Source organism: Bacillus sp. PK3_68 (genome assembly GCF_003600835.1).
In the GTDB taxonomy this organism is placed as follows: domain Bacteria; phylum Bacillota; class Bacilli; order Bacillales; family Domibacillaceae; genus Pseudobacillus.
This window is the reverse complement of the sequence record NZ_NQYC01000001.1, coordinates 1,162,071-1,188,534: the sequence shown is the minus strand read 5'-3', so window position 1 is coordinate 1,188,534 and position 26,464 is coordinate 1,162,071. Positions and strand designations below refer to the sequence as shown.

The 26,464-nt window shown below is 40.9% G+C and carries 27 protein-coding genes and 2 pseudogenes; 21 read left to right on the top strand and 8 right to left on the bottom strand.

Annotation, left to right across the window (positions count from 1 at the left end):
• Positions 1-5: 5 nt before the first annotated feature.
• From CJ483_RS06235 to CJ483_RS06220, 4 genes and pseudogenes are all read left to right on the top strand, one after another.
• A complete protein-coding gene (locus CJ483_RS06235; RefSeq protein ID WP_120033052.1) occupies positions 6-878 on the top strand; it encodes a YitT family protein in 873 nt (290 codons plus the stop codon).
• Positions 879-986: 108 nt separating this feature from the next.
• A complete protein-coding gene (locus tag CJ483_RS06230; RefSeq protein ID WP_120033049.1) occupies positions 987-1,766 on the top strand; it encodes a metal ABC transporter ATP-binding protein in 780 nt (259 codons plus the stop codon).
• Positions 1,763-2,598, top strand: a pseudogene (locus CJ483_RS06225) (metal ABC transporter permease). The gene CJ483_RS06230 and the pseudogene CJ483_RS06225 overlap by 4 nt, the downstream one beginning before the upstream one ends.
• A 5-nt stretch (positions 2,599-2,603) precedes the next feature.
• On the top strand, positions 2,604-3,023 hold the full coding sequence (locus CJ483_RS06220; RefSeq protein WP_120037825.1) for a Fur family transcriptional regulator: 420 nt from the start codon (positions 2,604-2,606) through the stop codon (positions 3,021-3,023).
• A 97-nt stretch (positions 3,024-3,120) separates the two neighbouring features.
• Here the strand turns inward: CJ483_RS06220 and CJ483_RS06215 are convergent, their stop codons facing one another.
• Positions 3,121-3,705 carry a hypothetical protein gene (locus CJ483_RS06215; RefSeq protein ID WP_120033046.1) on the bottom strand — a complete coding sequence of 195 codons (585 nt, stop codon included), beginning with the start codon at positions 3,703-3,705 and terminating at the stop codon, positions 3,121-3,123.
• 153 nt (positions 3,706-3,858) lie between these two features.
• Here CJ483_RS06215 and CJ483_RS06210 point away from each other — a divergent pair, with 153 nt between their 5' ends.
• Entirely contained in the window at positions 3,859-4,224 is a 366-nt protein-coding gene (locus tag CJ483_RS06210; RefSeq protein ID WP_120033043.1) for a hypothetical protein, read from the top strand.
• A 30-nt stretch (positions 4,225-4,254) separates the two neighbouring features.
• On the opposite strand, the gene ispG is transcribed toward CJ483_RS06210, so the two are convergent.
• From ispG to CJ483_RS06195, 3 genes are all read right to left on the bottom strand, one after another.
• Positions 4,255-5,352 (bottom strand): flavodoxin-dependent (E)-4-hydroxy-3-methylbut-2-enyl-diphosphate synthase, encoded by a 1,098-nt coding sequence (ispG, locus tag CJ483_RS06205; protein WP_259455787.1) that lies wholly within the window; start codon positions 5,350-5,352, stop codon positions 4,255-4,257.
• A 216-nt stretch (positions 5,353-5,568) separates the two neighbouring features.
• Positions 5,569-5,901 carry a LysM peptidoglycan-binding domain-containing protein gene (locus tag CJ483_RS06200; RefSeq protein ID WP_120033037.1) on the bottom strand — a complete coding sequence of 111 codons (333 nt, stop codon included), beginning with the start codon at positions 5,899-5,901 and terminating at the stop codon, positions 5,569-5,571.
• Between the two features lie 69 nt (positions 5,902-5,970).
• Positions 5,971-6,759, bottom strand: a complete 789-nt coding sequence (locus CJ483_RS06195) for a DUF1189 domain-containing protein (protein ID WP_120033034.1) — start codon at positions 6,757-6,759, stop codon at positions 5,971-5,973.
• Between the two features lie 222 nt (positions 6,760-6,981).
• Here CJ483_RS06195 and CJ483_RS06190 point away from each other — a divergent pair.
• The 8 genes and pseudogenes from CJ483_RS06190 to pstB all read left to right on the top strand — a co-directional run bounded on the left by CJ483_RS06190 (position 6,982) and on the right by pstB (position 16,981).
• Positions 6,982-8,615 (top strand): annotated as a pseudogene (locus CJ483_RS06190) (Na/Pi cotransporter family protein).
• A gap of 169 nt (positions 8,616-8,784) precedes the next feature.
• Complete coding sequence (gene sodA, locus CJ483_RS06185) at positions 8,785-9,393, top strand: superoxide dismutase SodA (RefSeq protein ID WP_120033031.1); 609 nt, start codon at positions 8,785-8,787, stop codon at positions 9,391-9,393.
• Positions 9,394-9,482: 89 nt separating this feature from the next.
• Complete coding sequence (locus CJ483_RS06180) at positions 9,483-10,715, top strand: MFS transporter (RefSeq protein WP_406909551.1); 1,233 nt, start codon at positions 9,483-9,485, stop codon at positions 10,713-10,715.
• Between the two features lie 97 nt (positions 10,716-10,812).
• Positions 10,813-12,993 (top strand): peptidoglycan D,D-transpeptidase FtsI family protein, encoded by a 2,181-nt coding sequence (locus tag CJ483_RS06175; RefSeq protein WP_120033025.1) that lies wholly within the window; start codon positions 10,813-10,815, stop codon positions 12,991-12,993.
• A 266-nt stretch (positions 12,994-13,259) separates the two neighbouring features.
• Positions 13,260-14,222, top strand: a complete 963-nt coding sequence (locus CJ483_RS06170; protein WP_120033021.1) for a PstS family phosphate ABC transporter substrate-binding protein — start codon at positions 13,260-13,262, stop codon at positions 14,220-14,222.
• 75 nt (positions 14,223-14,297) lie between these two features.
• Positions 14,298-15,242: a phosphate ABC transporter permease subunit PstC gene (gene pstC, locus CJ483_RS06165; protein ID WP_120033018.1), complete on the top strand. Its 945-nt coding sequence runs from the start codon at positions 14,298-14,300 to the stop codon at positions 15,240-15,242.
• The gene (pstA, locus tag CJ483_RS06160) at positions 15,242-16,132 is read left to right on the top strand and encodes a phosphate ABC transporter permease PstA (protein ID WP_120033015.1); all 891 of its coding nucleotides are present in this window, start codon (positions 15,242-15,244) and stop codon (positions 16,130-16,132) included. Before pstC ends, pstA begins: the two co-directional genes overlap by 1 nt.
• 33 nt (positions 16,133-16,165) lie before the next feature.
• Positions 16,166-16,981 (top strand): phosphate ABC transporter ATP-binding protein PstB, encoded by an 816-nt coding sequence (pstB, locus tag CJ483_RS06155; RefSeq protein ID WP_120033012.1) that lies wholly within the window; start codon positions 16,166-16,168, stop codon positions 16,979-16,981.
• Positions 16,982-17,079: 98 nt separating this feature from the next.
• Here pstB and CJ483_RS06150 read toward each other — a convergent pair whose 3' ends face one another.
• Positions 17,080-17,565 (bottom strand): endolytic transglycosylase MltG, encoded by a 486-nt coding sequence (locus tag CJ483_RS06150; RefSeq protein WP_182916981.1) that lies wholly within the window; start codon positions 17,563-17,565, stop codon positions 17,080-17,082.
• Between the two features lie 4 nt (positions 17,566-17,569).
• Positions 17,570-17,947, bottom strand: coding sequence for a hypothetical protein (locus CJ483_RS06145; protein WP_120033006.1), 378 nt, complete (start codon positions 17,945-17,947; stop codon positions 17,570-17,572).
• A 213-nt stretch (positions 17,948-18,160) separates the two neighbouring features.
• Here CJ483_RS06145 and rpmG point away from each other — a divergent pair, with 213 nt between their 5' ends.
• The 5 genes from rpmG (at position 18,161) to CJ483_RS06120 (ending at position 22,602) form a co-directional block, all read left to right on the top strand.
• A complete protein-coding gene (gene rpmG / locus CJ483_RS06140; RefSeq protein WP_077247170.1) occupies positions 18,161-18,310 on the top strand; it encodes a 50S ribosomal protein L33 in 150 nt (49 codons plus the stop codon).
• A gap of 75 nt (positions 18,311-18,385) precedes the next feature.
• Positions 18,386-18,961, top strand: coding sequence for a 5-formyltetrahydrofolate cyclo-ligase (locus tag CJ483_RS06135; protein WP_120033003.1), 576 nt, complete (start codon positions 18,386-18,388; stop codon positions 18,959-18,961).
• A gap of 72 nt (positions 18,962-19,033) precedes the next feature.
• Positions 19,034-20,206: a rhomboid family intramembrane serine protease gene (locus CJ483_RS06130; protein ID WP_120033001.1), complete on the top strand. Its 1,173-nt coding sequence runs from the start codon at positions 19,034-19,036 to the stop codon at positions 20,204-20,206.
• 76 nt (positions 20,207-20,282) lie between these two features.
• Positions 20,283-20,492: a YqgQ family protein gene (locus tag CJ483_RS06125; protein WP_120032998.1), complete on the top strand. Its 210-nt coding sequence runs from the start codon at positions 20,283-20,285 to the stop codon at positions 20,490-20,492.
• A gap of 244 nt (positions 20,493-20,736) precedes the next feature.
• Entirely contained in the window at positions 20,737-22,602 is a 1,866-nt protein-coding gene (locus CJ483_RS06120; protein WP_120032995.1) for an LTA synthase family protein, read from the top strand.
• Positions 22,603-22,733: 131 nt separating this feature from the next.
• On the opposite strand, the gene CJ483_RS06115 is transcribed toward CJ483_RS06120, so the two are convergent.
• Entirely contained in the window at positions 22,734-22,907 is a 174-nt protein-coding gene (locus CJ483_RS06115; RefSeq protein ID WP_120032992.1) for a DUF2759 domain-containing protein, read from the bottom strand.
• A gap of 189 nt (positions 22,908-23,096) precedes the next feature.
• Here CJ483_RS06115 and CJ483_RS06110 point away from each other — a divergent pair, with 189 nt between their 5' ends.
• A complete protein-coding gene (locus tag CJ483_RS06110; RefSeq protein ID WP_120032989.1) occupies positions 23,097-23,729 on the top strand; it encodes an MBL fold metallo-hydrolase in 633 nt (210 codons plus the stop codon).
• Positions 23,730-23,871: 142 nt separating this feature from the next.
• Here the strand turns inward: CJ483_RS06110 and CJ483_RS06105 are convergent, their stop codons facing one another.
• Positions 23,872-24,114, bottom strand: a complete 243-nt coding sequence (locus CJ483_RS06105) for a DUF2626 domain-containing protein (protein ID WP_120032986.1) — start codon at positions 24,112-24,114, stop codon at positions 23,872-23,874.
• Positions 24,115-24,377: 263 nt separating this feature from the next.
• Here CJ483_RS06105 and comGA point away from each other — a divergent pair, with 263 nt between their 5' ends.
• Both comGA and comGB read left to right on the top strand, forming a co-directional pair.
• The gene (gene comGA, locus CJ483_RS06100) at positions 24,378-25,523 is read left to right on the top strand and encodes a competence type IV pilus ATPase ComGA (RefSeq protein WP_120032983.1); all 1,146 of its coding nucleotides are present in this window, start codon (positions 24,378-24,380) and stop codon (positions 25,521-25,523) included.
• Complete coding sequence (comGB, locus tag CJ483_RS06095; RefSeq protein ID WP_259455785.1) at positions 25,486-26,457, top strand: competence type IV pilus assembly protein ComGB; 972 nt, start codon at positions 25,486-25,488, stop codon at positions 26,455-26,457. The genes comGA and comGB overlap by 38 nt, the downstream gene beginning before the upstream one ends.
• Positions 26,458-26,464: the final 7 nt, after the last annotated feature.

The following is a 26,464-nucleotide window of genomic DNA, read 5'->3' as shown; positions in this document are numbered from 1 at the left end:
ATGTTATGCCTAAGCAGCATAAAAAGGAAAAAAAATCTCATGTTTTCTATCGGCTTGTGATGATTCTTGTCGGGGCAGCCTTTGCAGCAGCATCTATTGAATTGTTTCTTGTTCCCAACAATATTATTGACGGTGGCATTATTGGCATCTCACTAATTTTAAGTTATTTGTTTAAGCACCCCCTGCTGAATTTCTCTACATTCGTCGTTTTATTAAATATCCCTTTTTTATATTTTGGTTATAAGCAAATTGGGAAAACATTTATGTTTTCTTCTCTCTTTGGCATCGTATGTCTTGCCGTATTAGAACATAGCTTTCAACAAATAGGCCCATTTACTGATCAGCCCGTCTTAGCAGCAGTGTTTGGCGGCCTGCTTCTTGGATTAGGGGTAGGACTCGTTATCCGTCATGGAGGAACGCTTGATGGGACAGAAATACTTGGTATTTTGATGATGAAAAGGCTGCCTTTTTCAGTTGGCGAATTTGTGATGTTTATTAATGTATTTATCTTTGGATGGGCCGCTTTTGTGCTAGGTGCAGAGAATGCCATGTACTCAGTGATGACATACTATATTGCTTTTAAAGCCATTGACACAGTCATTCAGGGTCTCGAAGAAACGAAAGCTTGCATTATCATTTCGGATTTTTACGAAGAAATGGCTGATGTGATCCTTCATCGTCTTGGACGGGGAACAACAAAATTAAAGGGGAAAGGCGGGTCTACTGATTCGGATAAAGAAGTTCTCTATGTAGTGGTTACACGGCTGGAAGTGACCAAGTTAAAAAGTATTATTAACGATGTTGATCCAGATGCTTTTCTCACAGTGATGAATACACATGAAACGAGAGGAAGCCACTTTAAGACGGCTATTCACTAGGAGCATTCGGAACTGTTCTTGAGCAGTTCCGATTTACTTTTTTCAGCAGATAGTGTATACTTCATTTTGTTTATAAATCGTAATCATTCTTATAAAGGAGACACTTCAATGAATCAATCACCTGTCATTGAAATCAAAAACGTGTCCTACCGTTATGACCGGGATAATGTGTTAGAAAACATTCAATTATCTGTCCCTAAAGGGGCTTTTTTAGGTTTAGTAGGTCCGAATGGCTCGGGAAAATCGACTTTACTCAAACTTATTTTAGGTTTGTTAAGAGTAAAAGAAGGGGAAATCTTTCTGTTTGGCACATCCCAGAAGAATTTTAAAAACTGGGACCGTATTGGATTTGTTTCACAAAAGGCAAATTCCTTTAATACCGGCTTCCCTGCCACGGTCTATGAAGTAGTAGCGAGTGGGTTAACAAAAAAACTGGGGCTTTTTCGTTTGCCTGGCAGCAAAGAAAAGCAAGCAATTAAAGCAGCAGTAGCAGCGGTAGGAATGGAGCAGTTTCTTACACGGAACATTGGAGAGCTTTCTGGGGGGCAGCAGCAGCGCGTATTTATTGCCAGAGCCATTGTGTCCAAGCCGGACATTCTTATTCTCGACGAGCCGACTGTTGGTGTGGACAGTAAAAATGTCGAATCATTTTATGAAATGCTTTCTTATTTAAATAAGAAAATGGGCATTACCCTTTTATTGGTAACGCACGATATTGGCATTATTAGTGATAAAGTGACGCATGTAGCCTGCTTAAATAAGTATCTGCACTTTCACGGCAGCATGAAGCAGTTTGAAACGCTTGACGAAGAGGACCTATCGGATTTATATGGTCATGGAATCCATTTGCTTGATCACCATCATGATCATCAGGAGGCAGATGTATGATTGAAGCGATCAGTCAATATGAATTTCTTCAAAATGCCTTTTTAACAGGTATGATTATCGGTGTGATCGCACCGTTGCTCGGTGCTTTTATCGTTGTGAGAAGGCTGTCGCTGATCGCTGATGCGCTCAGTCATGTAACACTGGCCGGTATTGCTGCCGGACTCTATTTTGGCCAGACGTTTACTTTTCTTGCTTGGTTAAATCCAATGTATTCCGGCATGGTGTTTTCTGTGATTGGTTCCTTGTTCATTGAACGGCTCAGAACCGTCTATAAACATTATCAAGAGTTGGCCATTCCAATTATTTTATCCGGGGAATAGGCATAGGCGTTATCTTTATCTCATTGGCAGATGGATTTAACACAGATTTGTTTAGTTACTTATTCGGAAGCGTCAGTGCTGTCAGCCGTGAGGATTTGTGGCTGATCTGTCTGATCAGTATCATCGTTATCGCAACTGTATACTTATTGTATAAAGAACTATTTTTATTATCATTTGATGAGGAGCATGCGAAAGCTTCCGGTATCCCAGCGAAATCCATTCATTTTGTGTTTATCATTCTTGTTGCTCTCGTGATAGCGGCGTCTATGCGTATTGTAGGTGTGCTACTTGTGTCTGCGCTTATGACTTTGCCTGTGGCAGCTGCTATACGGATGGCAAGAGGGTTCAAACAGACTATCGTTTATTCTGTTCTGTTTGGTGAGATCGCCGTGATCACCGGACTGATCAGTGCCTTTTATTTGGATCTCGCTCCCGGTGGAACGATTGTAGTGGCATCTATTCTCATTTTACTGATTGTCATTTCAGCTAAAAAATTCATAAAGGCGGGATGAAAAAGATGAATTTAACTGAAGCGGTCGAGCTTTTGAAAGAAAAGGGCTATAAACAGACAGGCAAGCGCGAAGACATGCTAGAATTGTTTGCACGAAAAGATAAATATTTAACAGCAAAAGAAGTGCTCGAAGAAATGAAGGACAGTCATCCTGGCCTCAGTTTCGATACGATTTACCGAAATTTGGCGCTGTTCGTGGAAATGGGGATTCTAGAGGAAACGGAATTATCCGGTGAACGGCATTATCGTTTTACTTGCTCACATCAAGAGCATCACCATCATTTCATTTGTTTAGCCTGCGGGAAGACCCGGGAAATACATTTATGCCCGATGGATCACATTCATGGGCTGCCGGGCTATGAAGTTTCAGGCCATAAATTTGAGGTGTATGGCACATGTCCGGCGTGTTTGCCAGCCGCCCAATGAACAGCCAATTGGTGTTCTGTATTCGTTTGTCTTTATAAAAAAGATGCAGCAAAGGTCAAAGCTGACTTTTGCTGCATCTTTTTTAGTTATCCTTCATTTATCGAATGGCTTTCTCCGAGTGAATCCATTCATTTACCCATTGTTCTGCCTGTACCCAATTATTCACTCGAATAACACCTTCTGGAACGGGATCTTGGTTATAAGGTGTGTTAAACAACAGGACGGGAATACGTAGCTCTTCATGAATGCTGACGGCATTGTCGTGTTTATCTTCAAAAAAGATATCAACTTTATACTGCTTCGCTGCTTTAATTTTGTCATGAGAGCCAATCAGCTCAATGTGATCATATAAGATATCTTGCTTTTTAAACCACTGTTCGGTTACATCCATCAAGTGACTTCTGCGGGCGCTAATGAAAAAGAGCTGAAATTCTTCTTTCCATTTTACCAGAACCTCTTTAGCTCCTTCTGCAAGAGGAGAGTTCGAGTAAATGATCGGCTCTCTTTTGTTAAACCAATTACTGAAGCGTTCCGCCGGGATGCCTAGTGCTTCAGATAAATCGTATTTTTTTATATCATCAAGTGTAATATTTAAAGAAAAATCTTTATTGATGAATGGAATTAAACTGGTTGGGCATGTAACGGTTCCATCAATGTCAATGCCAAAACGCTTTTCTTTCATATTCTTTACTCCTTACATTGGGAAATCTTTATCAAAGTGTACCATATTTTGGCGCAGATTGTTATGAAAGACAAGGCCTGACTGAATAATTTTAAAGTAAAAGCCAATACTATAAAAGCTCCTTAAATGATAACAGTGAGGGGATGAGTAACAATGGACAACAAGTTCGACAAAGATCCGATGCCAACAGGCGAAACAGGAATGTACAAAGAAACTGGACTGTATAGAGAGGAAACAGGTGCTGAATTGGCTGAGCCTGTTCCTGTGCGTCAAGAAAATCAGGTAGACAATAATCGTGAGGGTCAGGTGAATAGAACGACTGGCGGGCGCGGAATTGGATATGCTGGTTTAATCGTTTCTGTTCTCGCGTTATTTATTATGCCTGTTCTATTTGGTATTGTTGGTATTGCTCTTGGCTTTTTCGCAAGAAGCAGGGGAGAGCAGACCCTTGGTGCCTGGGCAATTGGCATAGGAGCCGCTGCAGTAATTATGGGCCTGTTTGTTTTACCCTTTTTTTAGATAACAAAAAGCCTGGCAAATGCCAGGCTTTTAAATATTTTGCGCTTCAGCTGCTTGCTTCTGATAATATTCCTCAGCAATTTTGTCAATTTCTTTCTTTAGTTCCTCTACCATCGTTTCTTCCGGCACTTTACGAACGATCTGGCCTTTTCGGAACAATAATCCTTCTCCACGGGCACCAGCGATACCGATATCGGCTTCACGTGCTTCTCCTGGTCCGTTAACGGCACAGCCAAGCACGGCTACTTTAATTGGAGCTTTGATTTTTTGGATATATTCTTCCACTTCATTAGCGATGCTAATCAGGTCAATCTCGATCCGACCACAAGTTGGACAGGAGATTAAAGTAGCAGCATTGGAAGAAAGGCCAAAAGATTTCAGTAGTTCTCTCGCCACTTTTATTTCCTCGACAGGATCAGCGCTCAAAGAAATGCGAAGTGTATTGCCAATGCCTTTGCTTAAAATAGCTCCAAGGCCGGCAGCGCTTTTTACTGTTCCTGCAAACAAAGTACCAGACTCTGTAATACCGAGGTGAAGCGGATAATCAAATGCTCTGGCAGCTTTCTCATACGCTTCGATAGCTAAATTAACATCTGAAGCTTTCATGGAGACGATGATATCATGAAAATCAAGATCTTCCAGAATTTTAATGTGATGCAGAGCACTTTCTACCATGCCATCCGCTGTTGGATAACCATATTTTTCTAGGATGCGGCGCTCCAAACTTCCGGCATTTACGCCGATGCGAATTGGAATGCCTTTTGCTTTAGCTGCATTAACTACAGCTTCTACTTTTTCACGGCGGCCGATATTACCAGGATTAATCCGTATTTTGTCTGCTCCGCCTTCAATGGCTTTCAAGGCGAGCTTATAGTCGAAATGTATATCAACTACTAATGGAATATTAATTTGCTTTTTTATATCTGCAATGGCATTTGCCGCACGCTCATCAGGACAAGCAACACGAACAATTTGGCATCCTGCTTCTTCAAGGCGATGAATCTGTTGGACCGTCGCCTCTACGTCATGAGTTTTAGTAGTTGTCATACTTTGAATAAATAGTTCATTGCTTCCGCCGATGGTTAAGTTTCCGACTTTCACCGGGCGTGTATTTGAACGGTGGATAATTTCACTCAATGGTGATTCGCCCCTTTTCATTCTGATAAAAAGCTGCTTCAATCATCAATTGTACCAGTAATCGGGCAGATCTGACAAGAAAATGACAATGGAAAAAGACTTTCCTCTTATCGAATAGTTATAAGCTCTGCTTTCAGGCGTTCGATTGTTTTGGCTGGTCCGGTACGGAGAGGAATGAAAGGCGTCAATTCCTTTTAATTGTTCAGCTTATGTTCCTTTTTGATACAGTGGAAATTTATAATGTTCACCTATGCGGATGTTATCAGGAGAAACGCCCTGGTTTAGCTCTTGAAAATCTGCGATTGCAGTTTCAATATCCGCGGGAAGCTTGCCGTTATGAAGGGACGCTAGAATAGACAGAACCGTGTCACCGGTTTTTACCTCTCTTTCTTCATAAGGTAAGGCCGGCAAATAGTTGCTTTCTGCGTTTGCTTCTTTTTTTGGCTTTTCTTCTATATGGGGCAGCGAGCCGTTTGTGAAATCATTCCAAATGCCAGCTGTGATGATCATAAAAGCGATAAATAGCAAAAAATTTCTCATCTTTCCACCTCTTTTTACCAATATATGCTTGTCCAAAGGAAATAGAACAAAAAAAGAGGCGGAGATGAATTATTTTGCCACGGGCTGTTTTTTCGATTTGGGCAGCGGGATGGAAGAAACAGCAAGAAAGAGCATAATGGCAGTGATCAACCAGTCGATAAGAAAGCTAAAAGAAAGTATAATGCCTGCCAAACGCAGGAGAGTAAAAACTATAATAGCAGGTGTCATTGCATAAGCGGCCAAGCGCCAGCTTTGCCGGTAAAATAATTTTCTCCCCGTTAATTGCTTGAAAAGCATGCCGAAGGCCGCAAAAATAGATGCCTTTATAAAACTAAGGCAAGAGGTGAACAGATAGTAGAGAATAAAGAGAACCGGTAAGAAAATAGCCGAATATGCTTGCAGAGAATGAGCATATTGGATGACTTCTTCCTTGTCTATGGCTGTTATACCCGGAATGTCGTAGGAAACTGTTTGCAGTTGGCCACCTACAGATAAAACCAGTTCTTCTTTTAAAAGCCCGATAGCCTGATCCTTTTCTGCTAAATCGTTCGCGGCAACGGTGCCTGTTGAATCAATAATAATGTCAGTCGTTCCTTTCTTTATCCACTTCGTTTCAGGAGAAGGGGATGTAAGCTGGCCGTGTTCAATGGTGAATGACGAAACCTCTTGTTGAATGACTTCTCGAAAAGAAGAAAGGCCGCTCGTTGCCAGCAGGCTGAATTGAATAAAAAATGGCAAAGAAGAGATAAGCATTAATAGGAAAATGTAAGAAATGGTTTTGCCTATTCCCTGAAAGCGAAAAAAAGAAATCGTTTTGGGAGAGTATAGACTTTTCCACAACTGTTGAAAAATATTCATAGTAAGAATCCTCCTTCTCGTTATTCTATTCTGATTTCTTTCTAATTTTCAAGCCTAGCTTTAATAGCTCGGCTTTTTTTGTAACGGAAATGTAACATAACCCCTCTAATGTTAATCAATTGTAAATTTTTCGTATAGGTCATTTACTTCTTCCTTGCGATTTATTAATAATTGTAGAGGATTGCAAGTTTTGTCGAATTCATCTAATTAGGAGTTGAAAAGATGGGGATTAACGTCCAAGAAATGATATTCCAGTTTCTGGGAGGACTCGGTATATTTTTATATGGGATAAAGTTAATGGGGGATGGACTACAGCAGTCAGCAGGAGATCGTTTGCGCGACATTCTTGACCGGTTTACAACCAATCCGCTCATGGGAGTTTTGGCAGGAATTCTTGTTACGGTCTTAATCCAGAGCAGTTCTGCGACTACCGTGATCACGGTCGGATTGGTGAGTGCTGGTTTTATGACGCTAAGGCAGGCAATCGGAGTGATCATGGGAGCTAACATTGGCACGACAGTAACCGCCTTTATTATTGGTATTGACGTCGGGGCCTATTCCCTGCCTATTTTAGCGCTTGGGGCTGTATTTATCTTCTTCTTCAAAAGTAAAAAGCTGCACAACATAGGAATGATTCTTTTCGGATTCGGTTCATTATTTTTTGGCTTGGAGCTAATGAGTGATGGAATGAAACCACTGCGTTCGTTAGATACGTTCCATGATTTGACCGTTAACATGAGTTCGAGTCCTATCTTAGGTGTAGTAGTCGGAACCATATTTACCGTTATCGTTCAAAGTTCAAGTGCTACTATTGGAATCTTACAGGGGTTGTTTGCAGAGAATCTGTTGGATTTGGACGCAGCCTTACCGGTTCTTTTCGGAGACAATATTGGTACGACGATCACAGCCGTCTTAGCTTCAATTGGCGCTTCTGTAGCGGCAAGACGAGCGGCTGCTACCCACGTATTATTTAATATTATTGGAACGATCATCTTTTTAATTATTCTTCCTTTATTTACACAGTTTATCCTTTATTTAACAAGTGCCTTGAATTTAGAGCCGAAGATGGTGATCGCCTTTGCTCATGGTACATTTAACGTGACAAATACGTTAATTCAGCTTCCTTTCGTTGGTGTACTTGCAATAATTGTGACAAAGCTTATACCAGGTGAAGATACAGTCATTGAATATAAAGCGAAGCACCTTGATCCTATCTTTATTGAGCAATCTCCTTCCATTGCGCTAGGCCAGGCAAAGGAGGAAGTCATCCGCATGGGGCAGTTTGCTGTTAAAGGAATGGAAGAAGTGCATACGTATTTAAAAACAAAAAATCAAAAGCACGCTGATATGGCAACCCAGGTGGAGGATGCTTTAAATAATTTAGATAAAAAAATTACAGATTATTTAATCCATTTGTCAGGTACCTCACTGTCAGAAGCCGAGTTGGAGAAGCATAATACATTAATCGATGCCGTACGTGACATTGAGCGAATTGGTGACCATTGTGAAAATATTATTGAGCTGATTGATTACCAACAGGCAAATAAAGTAAAAATTACCGATCAGGCAATGGCCGATTTAGAAGAAATGTTCTTATTAACAATTGCAGCTGTCAACAAGGCAATTAAAGCGTTAGATGAAAACGACTTGAATTTGGCTAAAGAAGTAACTCAAAAGAAGAGTTAATTGATAAAATGGAAAGAAAGCTGCGCAAACAGCATATTTTACGCATGAATGAAGGGCTCTGCACAGGACAAGCTGGCATTGTATTTGTTGATATCATTAGCAATCTTGAACGAATGGGTGATCATGCCGTTAATATTGCAGAGGCGATCCTTGGCCTTAGGGATGTATAAAGAAAGTTGATGATAATAATAAGCGGTCGTCTTTCTGAAAGGGTGTTACAGAAAGCACGACTGTTTTTTCTTTAAATCCGATAAGCTTTATTATTGATTAGCGCTTTCACTTTTGTTAATCTTATAGTTGAAGTCTGCGAAACAAATATTACATAGGGAGGAATTTATTATGGCATTTCAATTACCTGAATTACCTTACGCATATGATGCATTGGAGCCTCATATTGACAAGGAAACAATGAATATCCACCATACGAAACACCACAACACATATGTTACAAATTTAAACAAAGCTCTTGAAGGACAAGATGAATTAGCAAACAAGTCAGTGGAAGAAGTAATCGCTAACTTAGATGCTGTTCCAGAAAGTGTGCGCACTGCAGTACGCAATAATGGCGGCGGCCATGCGAATCACTCTTTATTCTGGCAACTTCTATCTCCAAATGGTGGCGGAGAGCCAACTGGCGAATTAGCTGATGCCATTAGCAGCAAATTCGGCAGCCTTGACAAGTTTAAAGAAGAATTCGCTGCTGCAGCTGCAGGCCGCTTTGGTTCTGGATGGGCATGGCTTGTTGTTAACAACGGCGAATTAGAAGTAACAAGCACACCAAACCAAGATTCTCCAATCATGGAAGGGAAAACTCCAATCCTTGGTTTAGACGTTTGGGAGCATGCATACTACTTAAATTACCAAAACCGTCGTCCAGATTACATCAACGCTTTCTGGAATGTTGTTAACTGGGATGAGGTAGCTAAGCGTTATAAAGAAGCGAAATAATTATGAAGCGAACCGATTTTTTCGGTTCGCTTTTTTTGAATAACTTTCTCCTTTTCTCCAAACGCTATAAAGGGAAAGGGGGATGCATCTTGTCGATCATTCGAAAGAGATTCCGCCACTTAGCGCTGTCAAAGGATCTTGGACTGCTGCTGCTTATTGGCGGCTTATATTCCCTGAGTGTGGCGTTGTCCAATACGTTTGTAAATATTTTTTTATGGAGGCAGTCTGGCCAGTTTATCGATTTGGCTGTTTATAATTTGACGGCAGTGATCTTTGAATTGTTGTCTTACATTGCTGCCGGCCAGTGTGCAAAAAAAGTAGACCGTGTCGTTGTATTAAGAATGGGTGTGTTATTTCTCGGCTTCTTTTATGTAGCCGTGCTGTTTATCGGCAACCAAGCATCGGATTGGATCATACTGCTTGGCGCGCTGCTCGGTGTCGGTTATGGGTTCTACTGGCTTGCTTACAACGTGTTGACATTTGAAATTACAGAACCGGAAACGAGAGATTTTTTTAATGGCTTTTTCGGTTCTTTACTTTCAATGGGCGGAATGATTGGCCCGATAGTAGCCGGTTTTATCATCAGCCGTTTTGCTTCTAATACCGGGTATTTCATTATCTTTGGCGCTTCTCTTGGCTGTTTTTTTATCGCTGTTTTATTGAGTTTACTATTAAAGCGTCGCCCTTCAAGCGGCCGCTTTCAGCTGCTGGAAGTTTGGAAAGAAAGAGACCGTCATCCGGATTGGAAACGAGTGCTGAATGCCCACTTTTTTCAAGGATTGAGAGAAGGGGTGTTTGTCTTCGTTATTTCAGTCTTTGTTTTCGTTACAACTGGAAGTGAACTCGCTCTTGGCACGTATGGATTAGTTTACTCTGGCGTTTCCTTCTTCAGTTATTCACTGGCTGTTAAATTAGTAAAGAAACAGTATCGGAAAAAAGTGATTTTTGCGGGCGGAATTGTGCTTTTTCTGTCGCTGTTTCTCATTATAGTGGATATAACGTTCACTAGGCTGCTGATTTATGCGGCGATTATCGCTATCGCTTATCCATTTTTGCTTGTACCTTACTTGTCCATGACCTACGACGTAATAGGCCGAAGTAGAGAGGCCGCAGAAAGAAGGGTAGAGTACATCGTGGTCAGGGAAGTATTTATTAATGTTGGTCGCATTGTTTCCATTTTGTCTTTTATCGTGGCCATCACACTGTTTGATGAAAGAGAAAGTATTCCGGTGTTGCTCGTCATTCTCGGAGCCGGACATAGTTTGATTTATCTATGCATTAGAAAAGTGAATATGCAGACTGTTAGAGACTTGGTTAATTAACCCAAGTCTCTTTTTAGGCTTGGATGTAGAAAAAAAACAAGAAGTTGTTTAAAATGGAAAAAGAGAATAATAGATTTTTAAGAGAGAGGATAATGTAATGGTGAAAAAAACAAAGAGAAAGAAGAAGACACATGTTCCTTTTCGGATGAACATGATGTTTTTTGTTGTCTTTTTGCTTTTTTCGATCTTAATTTTCAGACTGGGGATTGTGCAAATTGTCCAGGGGGAAGATTATCAGCGGAAAATTGAGCGAACAGAAGACGTGACAGTAAATGCAAGTGTACCGCGTGGGAAAATCTTTGATCGCAATGGCCAGATTGTGGTGGATAATGTTCCGCAAAATGCCATCACCTATACGCGTAAAAAAGGGGCTTCACAAGAGGAAATGCTGAAAACAGCAAAAAAACTCGCGAAGCTGATTGACAAAGAGACGGATCAAGTGACTGAACGGGATAAAAAAGATTACTGGCTTATCAAAAATGAGGAAAAGGCAAAGAAGAAAATTACCAAAAAAGAGTGGGAAAAGGCCAACCAAAACGAAATTTCATCAAAAAAACTTTATCAAATGCAACTTGACCGGATTACGGATAAAGATTTAAAGACATTAACAAACGAAGATTTAGAAGTGCTTGCCATTTATCGTGAGTTTACTTCTGGTTATGCGATGACTCCACAAGTTGTTAAAAATAAAAATGTAACGGAAGAGGAGTATGCAATCGTTAGTGAGAACTTGGCATCTCTTCCAGGAGTGAATACAACAACTGACTGGGACCGAGCATACTCTTATGATGAGACGCTCAAAACAGTACTTGGAAATATTTCTTCTTCCCGTGAAGGTCTGCCAAGAGAGATGGTCGATTTTTATCTTTCCAGGGATTATAGCCGAAATGATCGCGTGGGTAAAAGTTATATTGAGTATCAATATGAAGAAGTACTTCGGGGCCAGAAGACTAAAGTAAAAAATGTAACAGACAAATCTGGGAACATTCTTGATTCTGAGATCGTTCGGAAAGGACAGCGCGGGAACGATTTAATCTTAACCATTGATATGGACTTGCAAGTTGCTGTAGATAAAATCATCGAAGAAGAATTAGGAAAGGCGAAGAGACAGGGAGGCCATCCGCTTCTGGATAGGGTTTTTGTTACAGTAATGGATCCGAACACTGGGGAAATATTAGCTCTTTCCGGGAAAAAGTATGAAGTGAATAAAGGAAAAGCAGAAATGCTTGATTTTGCACTAGGAAACCTTACCACTTCTTATACGATGGGCTCTGTCGTTAAAGGAGCAACCGTTCTAACGGGATATATGACTGGGGCTATTCATCCGGGAGAATATATTGTTGACGAGCCTTTACGATTTGCAGGATCAGGAGGCAAGACAAAAAGTTCCTGGTTTAACCGGGGTGGCGCTATGGGGATTAGTGATCAATATGCGTTGATGCGCTCTTCCAATGTGTATATGTTTAAGACGGCCATGAAAATTGGCGGTGCGAAATATCGTCCGAATGGTCCGTTAAGAATTGACCCGGATACTGTACCGACAATGCGCCGTTATTTCAGCCAGTTTGGCCTTGGGGTGCGCACCGGCATCGATTTACCAAATGAACAAATTGGTTTTCAGGGAGAGATAACGCAGCCTGGTCTGGCCCTTGACTATGCAATTGGTCAATTTGATACGTATACACCATTGCAACTCGCCCAGTATGTTTCTACCATTGCGAATGGTGGTTATCGCATGAAGCCGCATATTGTGAAAGAAATTCGTCAGCCAACAGCAGAAACAGGCAAGATTGGTCCGGTTACAGAAGAGATCCAGCCGGAAGTACTTAATCGCCTAGATGCAAGTTCAAGTGAAATTAAGCATGTGCAAGAAGGTTTTCGAATGGTAATGAGTGGTTCACAAGGAACAGGTAAAAAGTATTTCTCTAGTGCTCCATATAGTCCGGCTGGCAAATCAGGAACGGCAGAAGGACAATATGATGGTCCGAAGCGAGAGCAATATTTAGAAAATGGACAGCCGTTGCCGATGACCTGGAATATCAACCTTGTAGGTTATGCACCTTATGATAAGCCAGAAGTGGCTTTTGCCGTTGTTGTGCCATGGGCTTATCAAAGCGGTGGCAGCTCATCATCAATCAATTATATTATTGGCCGAAAAGTGCTTGATAAATATTTTGAATTAAAAGAGCAAAAAGCAAAAGAAGAAACGTCCGCTGTCGTTGTTGAAAAGGACGTTCGCTCAAAAGATGAAGAAGATGGCGAAGTGGAAGAAGAATAAAATCCTGTTATATCTACAAAAGGCACCTCCAATTGTCAGACAGATCTGGCAGCTGGAGGTGTTTTTTATTTGGAGAAAAGTAAGTACCCATGGTGTAAACGACTTGTTATTAAGCTATTTTTGTATTCATCATTTGTATCTTTATTGTTGAATAATGACGATTTACAAAACGTTAACATTCTATTAAAACCCGTTTAACAGTTTTCAGATAATCTGATTACTGTAAAGAACAACAAAAACTTACAAGTTGGTAGGGGGAGAACGGAATGAAAAAGATAAAAGTGTTGACAGGTTTAGCAATGATGAGCACAGCGCTCGTGCTGGGAGCATGCAACAGCACAGGCGGTGAGGGAAATGCTGAACAATCAGCAGAAGAAAATAAACAAATGCAAGGAAACATACAAATTGACGGCTCCTCTACTGTTTTCCCAATCATGGAAGCTGTTTCTGAAGAATATATGATGGAACAGCCAGACGTAAAAGTAACTGTTGGTTACTCGGGTACAGGCGGCGGGTTTGAAAAGTTGATTGCTGGTGAAACACAAATGAGCAACGCATCTCGTCCGATTAAAGATGAAGAAAAGGCAGCATTAGAGGAGAAAGGAATAGACTTTACAGAATTTAAATTGGCTTATGACGGTCTTTCCGTCGTTGTAAATAAAGATAATGATTGGGTGGACAACCTGACAATCGAGGAATTACAAAAGATTTGGGTTGATAACGGCAAACCAAAAAAATGGTCTGATATTCGCAAAGGATGGCCAGATGAAGAAATCAAACTTTACTCTCCGGGTACAGACTCTGGTACGTATGATTACTTTGATGAAGTGATTCTCGATGGTGCGCAGATCGACAAATCAGCGGTATTGTCTGAAGACGACAATGTGCTTGTACAAGGAGTAACAGGAGAGAAGAGCGGGATTGGGTATTTTGGATATGCTTACTACTTAGAAAACAAAGACAAGTTGAAAGTTGTTCCGATTGACGCTGGAAAAGGTGCAGTGGAGCCGACAAACGAAACAATTGAAAGCGGCGAATATGCTCCATTATCCAGACCATTATTCACATATGCTGCTAACAAGGCAGTTGCAGAAGATAAAGCAGTTTATGATTATTTGAAGTTCACGATTGAGAATGCAGGCACATTATCGGAAGAAGTTGGCTATGTCAAGCTTCCAGAAGAAGAGTATAAAAAAGGCTTAGAAACACTAGAAGGTTTAAAAAAATAATCCGAGAACAGTTGAAAGCACAAGCGGGATAGAGAAGCTCTACCCGCTTGTGCAAGGTTGAAAGGAGTTTTCATCTTGAAAGCGAATAACGAACGAAAGAGCCCAGTCCAGAGCCTGCTTGAGAAAAAATATCAAAATGGCTTTCTGAGCAAGAGCGAAAAAGTGATTCCAGTTCTTCTCTTTTTAATGGCGGCTGTCTCTGTTGTCACCACAATCGGAATTGTCCTGACCTTAATTGTTGAAACGTTTACCTTTTTTAAGCAAATACCATTAGCTGAGTTTTTAACAGCAAAAGAATGGTATCCATTCTCTAAGACTGATGCAACATACGGAATTCTGCCTTTATTTATAGGTACATTGAAAATTACTTTAATTGCTTCCTTAACAGCTGTTCCCATCGGTCTTGCTGTTGCTATTTATTTAAGTGAATATGCGTCAGAAAGAGTTAGAAAGGTAATGAAGCCGACATTAGAGGTGCTGGCAGGAGTACCGACAATTGTCTACGGGTTCTTTGCATTAACATTTGTTACTCCATTGCTGCGATCTATGTTTCCTTCATTGGAAATGTTCAATGCCGTCAGCCCAGGGATGGTAGTTGGTATGATGATTATTCCGATGATTGTATCGCTTTCAGAAGATGCCCTTTCCTCCGTCCCCGAATCAGTGCGCCAAGGGGCTTTAGCACTCGGAGCGACCAAGTGGGAAATGACTTGGCGGGTTGCTTTTCCCGCAGCATTATCAGGAATTATCGCATCCATTGTACTGGCCGTCTCCCGTGCCATTGGTGAGACGATGATCGTTTCTATTGCAGGAGGTTCGACACCAACGGCTTCACTGGATTTGACGACTTCGCTACAAACCATGACCTCTTACATTGTTCAAGTCAGCACGGGTGACGCCGGATTTGGCACAACTATTTATTACAGTATTTATGCAGTCGGCTTTACGCTGTTTCTTTTTACACTCGCTATGAACATGCTGGCACAGAGAATTTCCAGAAGGTTCAGGGAGGAATATTAATGGAGAATGTACAAAAAAATATACGCACAGATGAGATGGTTGAAAAAATTCCGATTCGTCTCTTGAAGAATAAATTATATAAAGGCTTGTTTTTCTTTGCTGCCTTTTTTACTTTCATTCTATTAATTGTGCTGCTTGCACAAATTTTTTCGCAGGGGGCTTCCCACCTTTCATGGGACTTCTTGCAAAACTTTGCTTCCAGACGACCTGAGCAGGCAGGCATAAAAGCTGCTTTAATTGGCACAGTGTGGATGATGGCCGTCGTTGTGCCTGTTTCTTTGCTGCTTGGTGTTGGTACAGCTATTTATTTGGAGGAATATGCGAGTAAAAATCGATTAACTCGTTTTATTCAAATGAATATTTCCAATTTGGCTGGCGTGCCTTCTGTTGTTTTTGGTTTATTGGGATTAACGATCTTTGTGCGAATTCTCTTTTTTGGAAACAGTGTCCTGGCAGCAGGCTTAACGATGAGCTTGCTCATTCTTCCTGTTATCATCGTTGCTTCTCAGGAAGCGATCCGGGCAGTGCCAAAAGAATTAAGAGAAGCATCCTACGGACTTGGGGCTACGAAGTGGCAAACGATTTTGCGAGTGGTCTTGCCTTCTGCTATCGCAGGTATTCTAACCGGAAGTATCCTTGCTTTCTCTCGCGCGATTGGAGAAACGGCTCCGTTAGTTGTTATTGGCATTCCCGCATTTGTTGCGTTTCTACCCAAAAATGTGTTTGACCAGTTTACGGCTTTGCCTATGCAGATTTATAACTGGACGAGCAGACCGCAGGAGGAGTTTCACTTCCTTGCAGCTGCCGGGATTATCGTCTTGCTGGTTATTTTGATTCTAATGAATTCGGTCGCTGTGTGGATCCGCAACCGTTATGAGAATAAGCGCTAAATAGACAGTTAAAATGAATGAGGAGGAAACAAGATGGCACTAGTCGCCTTTAAAACAAAAGAGAAGAGAATCAAAGAACAAGCACCTGTTGAGCGTCAAACCGTTTATAGTACAAAAAAATGCAATCTCTGGTATGGGAATCATCATGCATTAAAAAATATTAATCTTGATATGAAAGAAAGAGAAGTAACAGCCATTATTGGTCCTTCAGGATGTGGAAAGTCAACTTATATTAAAACATTAAACCGCATGGTTGACCTCGTTCCCAATGTTAGAACATCCGGAGCCATTGAATATCGAGGAAGAAATATTTTTAGCAAGGACTTTCATGTTGAAGAATTGCGTACGAGAGTGGGCATGGTGTTTCAAAAACCAAATCCGTTTCCAAAATCAATTTTTGAGAATATTGCTTTTGGATTAAGGATTCATGGAATCAAAAATAAACAAATCATTCATGAAACGGTCGAGAAGAGCTTGCGCCAGGCAGCCATTTGGGATGAAGTAAAAGACAGGCTTCACGAATCTGCTTATGGTTTATCCGGCGGTCAGCAGCAGCGTCTTTGTATTGCCCGCAGCCTTGCGCTAGAACCGGACGTTTTATTAATGGATGAGCCGACTTCGGCGCTTGACCCGGTTTCTACTTTAAAAGTAGAAGAACTGATCCAGGAGTTAAAGGAAAAGTATTCTATTATTATTGTCACGCATAATATGCAGCAGGCTTCACGGATTTCTGATAAGACAGCTTTCTTCCTTAATGGAGAAGTAATCGAATATGATGACACATATGCTATTTTTAACCATCCAAAAGATAACCGCACAGAAGACTATATTACAGGACGGTTCGGCTAAGTGCCTGATAAGCTAATCTCCTTTCCTGAAATACATGAGGGAAAAGCGCTGTTGTTAGGCAATGAAGAAAGTAAAGGCTGCCCTTTGAGGGGCAGCCTTTACTTGGTTGTTAAAACAACAGCTATTTCTTTCATTGACATTGAGGGGTGAACCGTATGTTCACCGACTTGAAGTTTTTCCGCATAGCCATTTTCAGTTAAATAATCGTTGAATTTTTCACTGTCTTCTACTATTCCGGCTTTTTTTAGAATTCGGCCGACTTCTGAAGAGGACATGCCGGATTCAATGCGTAAGGTATAGTTTTTTTTACGGCTTGTGCTTTCTTTTTTTGCCTGTTCTGTTGCTTTCTTACCCGTATTATTTCCTGAAGTTACCTGGTTTAATTTCTGCTCAAGTTGTTCTTTTTCTTGCTTTTGCTGTGCCGCTTCTTTTGCGGTCCATACGACATATTGTTTTTTTTCAAGACTTTGGACCATTTCTTTCTCGGGCAATGATGATGAACCAGCTGCTTCCCTGTAAATGAGTAAGGCAAGGGCGGAGGCAAGAAGGCCGAACGCAAAGGCTCTCATGGTTTGCTTATTCATGCTATCATCCTTTCCCTTCATTCCTATACGGGGCTAAAATCTGCCGGACTTGCGAAAGAGTCAGGGAGGATTGCCTGGAGATCTCTTCCATTTTAGCTCCTTGATAGTAGAGGGAGATGACTTGATTTTTCAAAATTTCGTTTATGCCAACAGTCGTTTCGCTAGTGGAGGCTGTTTCTTGAAAAGAGGTGGCAGGCGTTCCGATTAACAGCTCTTCTTCAAGGACTTTTATCTTTTTCTTTAATTGATAGGTCTCTTGCAAAAATTGCATAGACAAGTCTTCTACTTCTTTTTCAAGCAGGCGCGAGCGATCTTTCAGGAAAAAAGATAACAAAAGAAAGCCGATGCCTGCTACAGCCAGCCCAATGATTAGTCCATCCATTTTTATTCACCTCATTGCTTATTATAACGTGAATAAAGGTACATTCAAACCAGTTATTTGTTGTGCAGGACGTCTTTGTTTCGGACTCATGAAGAATTTTTTATTACACTGCTGAATAGTAAAGTCAGACTAGCATTTATAGAAGAAAAGTGCTATTATAGAAAAGTCGTAAAGAAGATACAATTGTATTGAAAAGTTTGGAGGGAAAAAAAGATGCGCGTAAATATCACTTTAGCATGCACTGAGTGCGGTGATCGTAATTATATCTCTACTAAAAACAAGCGTAACAATCCTGATCGTCTTGAACTGAAAAAATATTGTTCTAGAGAAAAACGTGTTACTGCACACCGTGAAACAAAGTAAGCAGCGGGGATTTATTTCCTGCTGTTTTTTTGTACATAAAAAGCCGAGCACCTAAAGAATGGAGGCGGACCCTTGATGAATAAACAAATGGTAAGGCAGCGAGTAAAAGAAGAACTGTCGAAGTTAGACAGGCTTGCCTATGAACAATTGTCTTTTCAAATTGCCCGTCGATTGTTTTCTTTAAAGGAATGGAAGGAAGCGAAGACAGTAGCAGTGACGGTTTCTAATGCGCCGGAAGTAGATACATGGCAAATTATTCGACAAGGCTGGCTGGAAGGAAAAAGGATGGTGGTGCCAAAGTGTATACCAGCGGAGAAAAAGTTGAACTTTTACAAGCTGACATCATTTACTGAATTAGAAATGGTTTATTTTGATCTGTACGAACCCATTCCTTCTTGTAATCAGCTGGTAGAGCGCTCGCTGATGGATCTGATTATTGTACCGGGTCTTGCTTTTTGCCGATCTGGCAGCCGTCTCGGTTTTGGAGGGGGCTATTATGACCGCTTCCTAGCAGGATATAATGGAAACACTGTGGCACTTGCTTTCTCTCAGCAATTGATGGAGCAACTTCCAAGAGAACCTCATGACTTACCAGTACAACAGATCATTGCGGAAGAAGAAGTCATTGTTTGTGAATCGGAAGCCAAGTAGTCTACGCTTTACATTCGCTTTTTCCATTCGTTATAGTTACTGTAAAAGAAAACGAATAAAGGCAGTGGTGAAATGGGTTCTTATGAAAATAACTTGTTTTGGAAGCTGGCATATTTCCTGGTTGTAGAACAAGATTATCAAATTGTTCAAGTGGATGAAAATCGTCAGGAAATGTTATTTGAAAACTTATCTAATAAGCCGGCACAGTTTATTCGAATGATATATAGTGACCTGGACTGGAGCAGCAGAATGCGCCGTGATATAGAACAAGTAGCAGCTATGGGAGAAAGCATTAGAAAGCAGTTGGGCAAGCGGGAGCTAACAGTAGTCAATTTGTATTTATCTCTCTATCCGCCAGTTGACGAATACGAATCTTATTTAAAAGAACCCGTTTACTTTCCAAAAGGAAAGCGGACAAAAGTTACATCGGTCTTGTTTGCTCAGGGACAGATGCGTGAAGCAGCAGACTCATTTAGCCGCTTATTTCCCGGAGGGTTAGAGCCCGCTTTCTTTGAGCCGGGTTCTGAGGAAGAAACCGTTGCCTATAAAAGGGCCGCTCTTGTTCATTCGGTGAAAAGGAGCGAGGAAGATAAAAAGGTCTTTCATTTTTCTACGCCGTTCTTTTCCTATATATTTATTGCCGCTCAAGTTATCGTGTTTTTTTTGTTAGAGCTAACCGGAGGCAGCACCAATTCAGAAAACCTAATCCGTTTTGGAGCGAAGTTCAACCCGCTCATTCTTGACGGAGAGTGGTGGCGTTTCTTTACTCCTATCTTTTTACATATAGGCTTCTTGCATTTGCTGATGAATACCTTTGCTTTATATTTTCTTGGAACAGCTGTAGAACAGATATATGGACGATCTCGCTTTCTTTTCATTTATTTATTTTCAGGGTTCATGGGCACGCTAGCCAGCTTTGTGATGAATTCTAATTTGTCAGCCGGTGCGAGCGGAGCCATCTTTGGCTGCTTTGGAGCTCTTCTTTACTTTGGTGTCATTTATCCGCGTCTATTTTTTCGAACAATGGGCACGAGTATCATTGTCATTATTTTAATCAATCTCATCTTTGGCTTTTCAGCATCAGGAATTGATAACGCTGGACACATTGGTGGTTTAATCGGCGGCTTTCTAGCTACTGGTGCCGTTCATTTTCCAACAAAGAAAAAGCCAATGATGCAGCTTGCTTTTCTCGCAGCAGCTTGTTTATTATCGGCGGGTGGTCTTTATTTGGGCTTTTCTGAATAAAAAGCATGAACGGATAACAAGTTAAAGAGCGAGGATTAGGCAACAGGAAAACTTAGCAAGGGAGCCGTTGATCAAGTTGAAAATGATGTGGGATGTACAGCAGCTTTTGAAGCGGTACGGTATTTTCATTTATGTTGGTGACCGTCTGGCTGACTTGGATTTGATGGAAGCAGAACTGAGGGACTTGTATGATTCCCAATTGCTAGAAGTAAGAGATTTTCAGCAGGCGCTGCTCGTTATAAGACAGGAACGTAGACTTGAAAAGGAAAAGCGCAGCCGCCAATAATCTTCGACAGAGAGGGACCTTTTGAAAAGGTTCCTTTTTTTGTAAAAATGAAACTTTTATCCTTCGTTGGTCGTATGATAAAAGGCTAGAGGATGGGGTGTCAAACTATCATTCTACAAAATCTCTATTTTCTCACGTTTGCTTTTTTGTAAAAAAAGTATTAAGATTAGCTATGATGTTTTTATAGTGGACGGTCTTTATACAAAGCAGTAATCTGTACGGTGCGTATTAAGGAGGTTATTGGATGAAAGGAACCTTACGCAACAATGTATCTTTAATCGCTGTTGTCGTTTTGTTCTTATGGATTAAAACGTATATTATCTATCAAACGAGCTTTAAAATTGAAATTGAAAATACATTGCAAGCATTTATTCTCTTTATTAACCCATTGAGCTTTATTATGCTCATTATGGGGATCAGTATGTTTTTTAAAAGTGATAAAGCTAGAAACCGTTATTTAATCATCACGAGTTTCTTGTTGACTTTCTTGCTTTATGCGAACGTAGTTTTCTATCGTTTTTTCAACGATTTTATCACTATGCCTTTATTATTTCAAACAAGCAACTTTGCTGACTTGGGCAATAGTGTGACAGAAGAGTTTAAATGGTATGATATTTTCTATTTCGCCGATCTTATCGTGCTTATGGTGATCTTAAAAGTAAAACCTAAATTAGTAAGTTTTCGTTCCATGACAAAAATGAATCGTCGGGCCTATTTTTTAGCAGCGGCCGCGATGTTCTTTTTAAATCTGGGTCTTTCTGAAATTGAACGTCCGCAGCTTTTAACAAGAACATTTGACCGTGAAATGCTGGTGAAGAATATAGGGACATTTAACTACCACATTTACGACGTCATTTTACAATCGAAGTCCTCTGCACAGCGGGCACTTGCTGATGGCAGTGAATTGGCGGATATTGAAAACTATTCAGATGCCAATTATGCCAAACCAAATGATGATTTATTCGGCGTGGCTAAAGGCAAGAATTTAATTATGGTATCTGTCGAATCCACACAAGAATTTGTGATGAATAATAAAGTAAACGGCCAGGAAATTACACCGTTTATGAATCAATTTGCCAAACAAAGCTTATACTTTAATAACTTTTACCACCAAACAGGACAAGGGAAAACCTCAGATGCTGAATTTTTAACAGAAAACTCGCTTTACCCGCTAAGCCGTGGGGCCGTTTTCTTTACCCATTCAGGCAATGAGTTTAATTCCATGGCAGAGAAGTTAGGGGAGAACGGCTATTTCTCTAATGCAATGCATGCCAATAATAAAAGCTTTTGGAATCGGGATATTATGTATAAGTCTTTAGGATATCAGCGTTTTTATGAAGCTGGAGATTATGAGATCAATGAGGACAATAGCGTGAACTGGGGAATGAAGGATGGGCCGTTTTTTGAACAGTCCGTACAGCATATGAAGGAAATGCCGAAACCATTTTATTCAAAATTGCTTACGTTAACGAACCATCATCCGTTCTATTATGACGAGGAAGACCAGTTCATTGATGAATTTACTTCCAACAGCGGTACGCTAAACCGCTATTTTGTCACTGTACGTTATACGGATGAAGCATTGAAGAAATTTGTGGAGGATTTAAAGGCTTCCGGGCTTTATGAAAACTCCGTCATTGTTCTTTACGGTGACCACTATGGGATCTCTGAAAATCACAATGAAGCAATGAGCCAGTACTTAGGAAAAGAAGTTACGCCATTTGTTTCAACACAGCTGCAGAAAGTGCCATTCATGATTCACATTCCTGGTGTGAAAGGAAGAGTGATTGATAAGGTAGGCGGCCAAATTGATGTTCGTCCAACACTTCTGCACTTGCTTGGAATCGAAACAAAGGATGATTTGCAGTTTGGACAAGATTTATTGTCTGAGGACCATGAAAATCTCGCTGTGTTCCGTGATGGCCGGTTTGTAACGAAAGATTATGTCTACGCAGACAATAAATGTTGGGATAAAGCAACGGAACAGCCAACTGACAAAAACTACTGCACGCCATATATAGAAAAAGCGGCAACCGAATTGAATTATTCTGACCGAATCATTTACGGTGATCTGCTTCGTTTCTATGACCCAAATTCAGCTAAAAAGTAAGATAAATTAAAAAACCCTGCCGACAACCGGCAGGGTTTTTTTATCTGGGATGACTATCAAGGAAAGTGATTAAAGGAAATAAAAAATCCTCTGCTGTAAAAAACAGGAGAGGATTTCGTCTAAAGAGTGAATTAAGCAGCAGGATACCCTTGATGGATAAGTGTCATGATTGTAAACCATCCGAATACTCCTAGAGTGCCGAGTCCAAAAATAATGCCTAAAAGGTTTTTGTTTTTTAAAGCGTTTACTGTGCTGAACAAGGCAAGAAGAGTTATGAGAGTAAAGATAATCACTAAGCCGTACATAAGTCAAACTCCTTTCCTGGATCACTTGATAATGATCGACTAAAGATAATTATGTAAAATCAGTACATATTCATCACTATTCTATAGTTTTTTTTAATGTTTGTCGAGTTGAAAAATCATAGTTCTTTAAAAAGACACGATTCGCTGGTACGATAAGTATAGTCATAAGGAAAGGCGGGAGAAGGTAGCATGAACTGGACGCAATTGCCGTTAGGCGCACTGCAAACTAATTGTTATATATTATCTAATGAAGAGAGGGAGTGCATTGTATTTGATCCGGGAGCAGAGGGAGAGAAGTTGGTTGAATGGTTAAATCAAAATCATTTAAAGCCCCTTGCTATTTTGCTTACACATGCCCATTTTGATCATATTGGGGCAGTTGAGCAGGTGAGGAAGGCGTTTGATATTCCTGTTTATTTACATAAAGAAGAAGCAGAATGGCTAACTAATCCGGATTTAAACGGTTCTGCCCGTTTTCAATTGGGGAAAGTTAGCGGTCAGCCAGCCGATCATCTTCTAACAGATGAGAAGTCATTAACAGTAGGCCCGTTTTCTTTTCAGCTGTTTCACACACCTGGCCACTCGCCGGGGAGTGTCTCTTATTTTTTTGATGAAGGAAATGCTGTATTCGCCGGGGATACGTTATTCATGGGAAGCATTGGACGGACGGATTTACCGGGCGGGAACCACGAGCAGCTAATTCACAGTATTCATAATCATTTATTGACCTTGCCAGAAGAAGTGATTGTACTTCCTGGCCACGGACCAGCAACGATGATTGGTGATGAAATGGAGCGCAATCCGTTTTTAAACGGCTTCTAAAAAAAGTGAAGGCTGTCTTACGCCGGCCGGACCTTCTTCTCTTGAATGGAGAAACAGGTTTGTGCCCTAGTTTGGACAGCCTTTTTGATATTGGGCAAAATAAAAAAACCGGTCATTATAGACCGGCTGACAGAACCATGAATTAATGGCCTGCTCCAGGAGTTACCATAAAGGTAGTCCAGTAAGTGTATCCACAGAAGAATACAGTTAAGTATGCTGCAAAAAGGTACACGTACATACGTTCAGTTAAATTTAAATAGCCTACAATTAAGAAGAATCCGGTCTGGCCAAGGAATAGTAAAGCCGTTTTATGCATATCGCCAAGATAGAACATGACAGCAAAGATTCCAGTCCAGAATGCTAATACGCGAAACATGCGGTCCATTATGTATCCCTCCTTTATTCGTCACTCCATCAATATCTTATTATAATGGAATGAAGATAGTATTGTAAACATACTTTCAGTCACTTTGTGAAGATTGCGTGATATCTCTATCTTATGGTGCCGTTTATTTTGTATTTTACTCTAACCCCGTCACTCGCCAGTAATAAATAGCTTTCAGTAAAATTAAAAAAGCAGGAGGGGTTTTTCGAATGTTGTCGAATATGGTTAATGAACGAGAATGAAAGGTGGTGAAATAAAAAGAAATGGTTATTGAAGAAGCTGTCGAAAAGCTTTTGCAGGAGGCCCTTGCTCTCCGTTCGACGGATATCCACTTTATCCCCCGTAAGCACGGTTACTTCGTCCAAATCCGCTCCCAAGGCGAGCTTATTCCTCATAGTCAGTTCTCCATACGTGAAGGGGAAAGACTGATTTCCCATTTTAAGTTTATGGCCTCGATGGACATCGGAGAAAAAAGAAAGCCGCAAAGTGGTGCATTTCAACTTGAAATTTCAAGCTTTTTGGTCTCTTTGCGCATCTCTACTTTACCCACTGCCCTTTCAAAAGAAAGCCTCGTCATTCGCCTTCTTCCTCAACAGGAGGTACCCGACCTGCTTCAACTTTCCCTGTTTCCAAACTCTGCTAGAAAATTGCTTGCTCTTTTAGCGCATTCTCATGGATTAATTATTTTTACCGGCCCGACCGGCAGCGGTAAAACGACTACCCTTTATTCTTTGATCCAGCACAGTGCTAGCGAGCATGGCCGCAACGTCATTACTCTTGAAGACCCTGTGGAAAAACAAAATGATCAGTGGTTGCAAGTGCAAGTGAATGAAAAAGCAGGAGTAACTTACTCAACGGGATTAAAAGCTATTTTAAGACATGATCCTGACGTGATTATGGTAGGAGAAATTCGTGATGAAGAAACGGCCAGAATTGCTATCCGTGCTTCACTTACAGGCCATCTCGTTTTGACTACCTTGCATACGCGCGATGCAAAAGGAGCAGTGTTCCGACTGCTTGAATTTGGTTTAAAATGGCATGAAATTCAGCAAACGCTGATAGGTGTAACAGCCCAGCGTCTTGTTAATCTTCTGTGCCCAGCATGCGGAACCAACTGCTCTCTGCACTGTGTTTCGGAAAAACAACGAAAACAGGCTACTGTGTATGAAATATTGAGCGGGTCGGATCTGCAGGCTGTACTAAATGAAGCAAAAGGAGAGCCGTGCTTTTACCACTATCCATTATTAAAACACTTATTAAGAAAGGGGATCGCTCTTGGATATCTCTCTCAAACTGAATATGATCGCTGGGTATTGGAGGAAAAGAAAAGCGGGGAAGTATCAAGGGGAATTCATTCTCAGATTGGGAGAGATGTTGAACCAAGGGTTTACGATGAGTCAGGCCCTTGAGTTTTTGTTGATGAATTTTGACCGCAATCATCACAAATCAATTCAGAAAATCCGTTCTGAGTTAAATGACGGGACATCTTTAAATGAGATTCTTCACATGCTTAACTTTCCATCAATGATTTGTCTGCAAGTGTACTTTGCCGAAAAACACGGTCGTTTGCCGGAAACGCTAATATATGCGGGGGAGCACTGGAAAAAGACCGAGGAGGCAAAGGAAAAGCTAGCGAAGCTTCTTCAGTACCCGATATTCTTGTTGTTTCTTTTATTTATGCTGTTGCTTCTTTTAAATCAATTTTTAATGCCGCGATTTGAAGAGCTGTACGCTGCTCTCAGCTTTGCCCCGAGCGGAAGTACCCTCTTGCTTATTGCTTTTTTGCAACAGGGCCCCTCCTTCATTCTACTAGCTGCTGCTGGTTTGGCAGTTGCTTCTCTATCTTTCTTTTTTCATTATCAAAGACAAACTCCTCGAAGTAAAATTAATTGGATGGTGAAAATCCCAGTTCCCTCTACTTATTTCACTTTATTTCTTACCCGTTTATTCGCTAAAGAAGTTTCTTATTTGCTACAAAGCGGCTTTGCTGTTAATGAAGTGCTGCTGATTTTACAAGAGCAGACCATGCATCCGATATTAAGACAGGTTGCTTTAGAAATGAATCTTCATTTAGTGACTGGACAGTCCCTTGCTGAGTCAGCGGAGCAAGTCTCAGGTTTTGTTCCCGAGCTGCCCCGTATTCTCCGACATGGGGAAACGAATGGGCGGTTAGCTCAAGAGTTGCTCTTATTTAGCCAGTTTTGCGATGTGATCATCGAGAAAAAGATAAAAAGAGGACTAGCCGTTTTGCAGCCAGCTATCTTTTTGTTTGTCGGCCTCGTAGTTGTCGCCATTTACTTGTCAGTGATGCTGCCTATGTTTCAAATGATGGGTTCTATTTAAAGAGGGA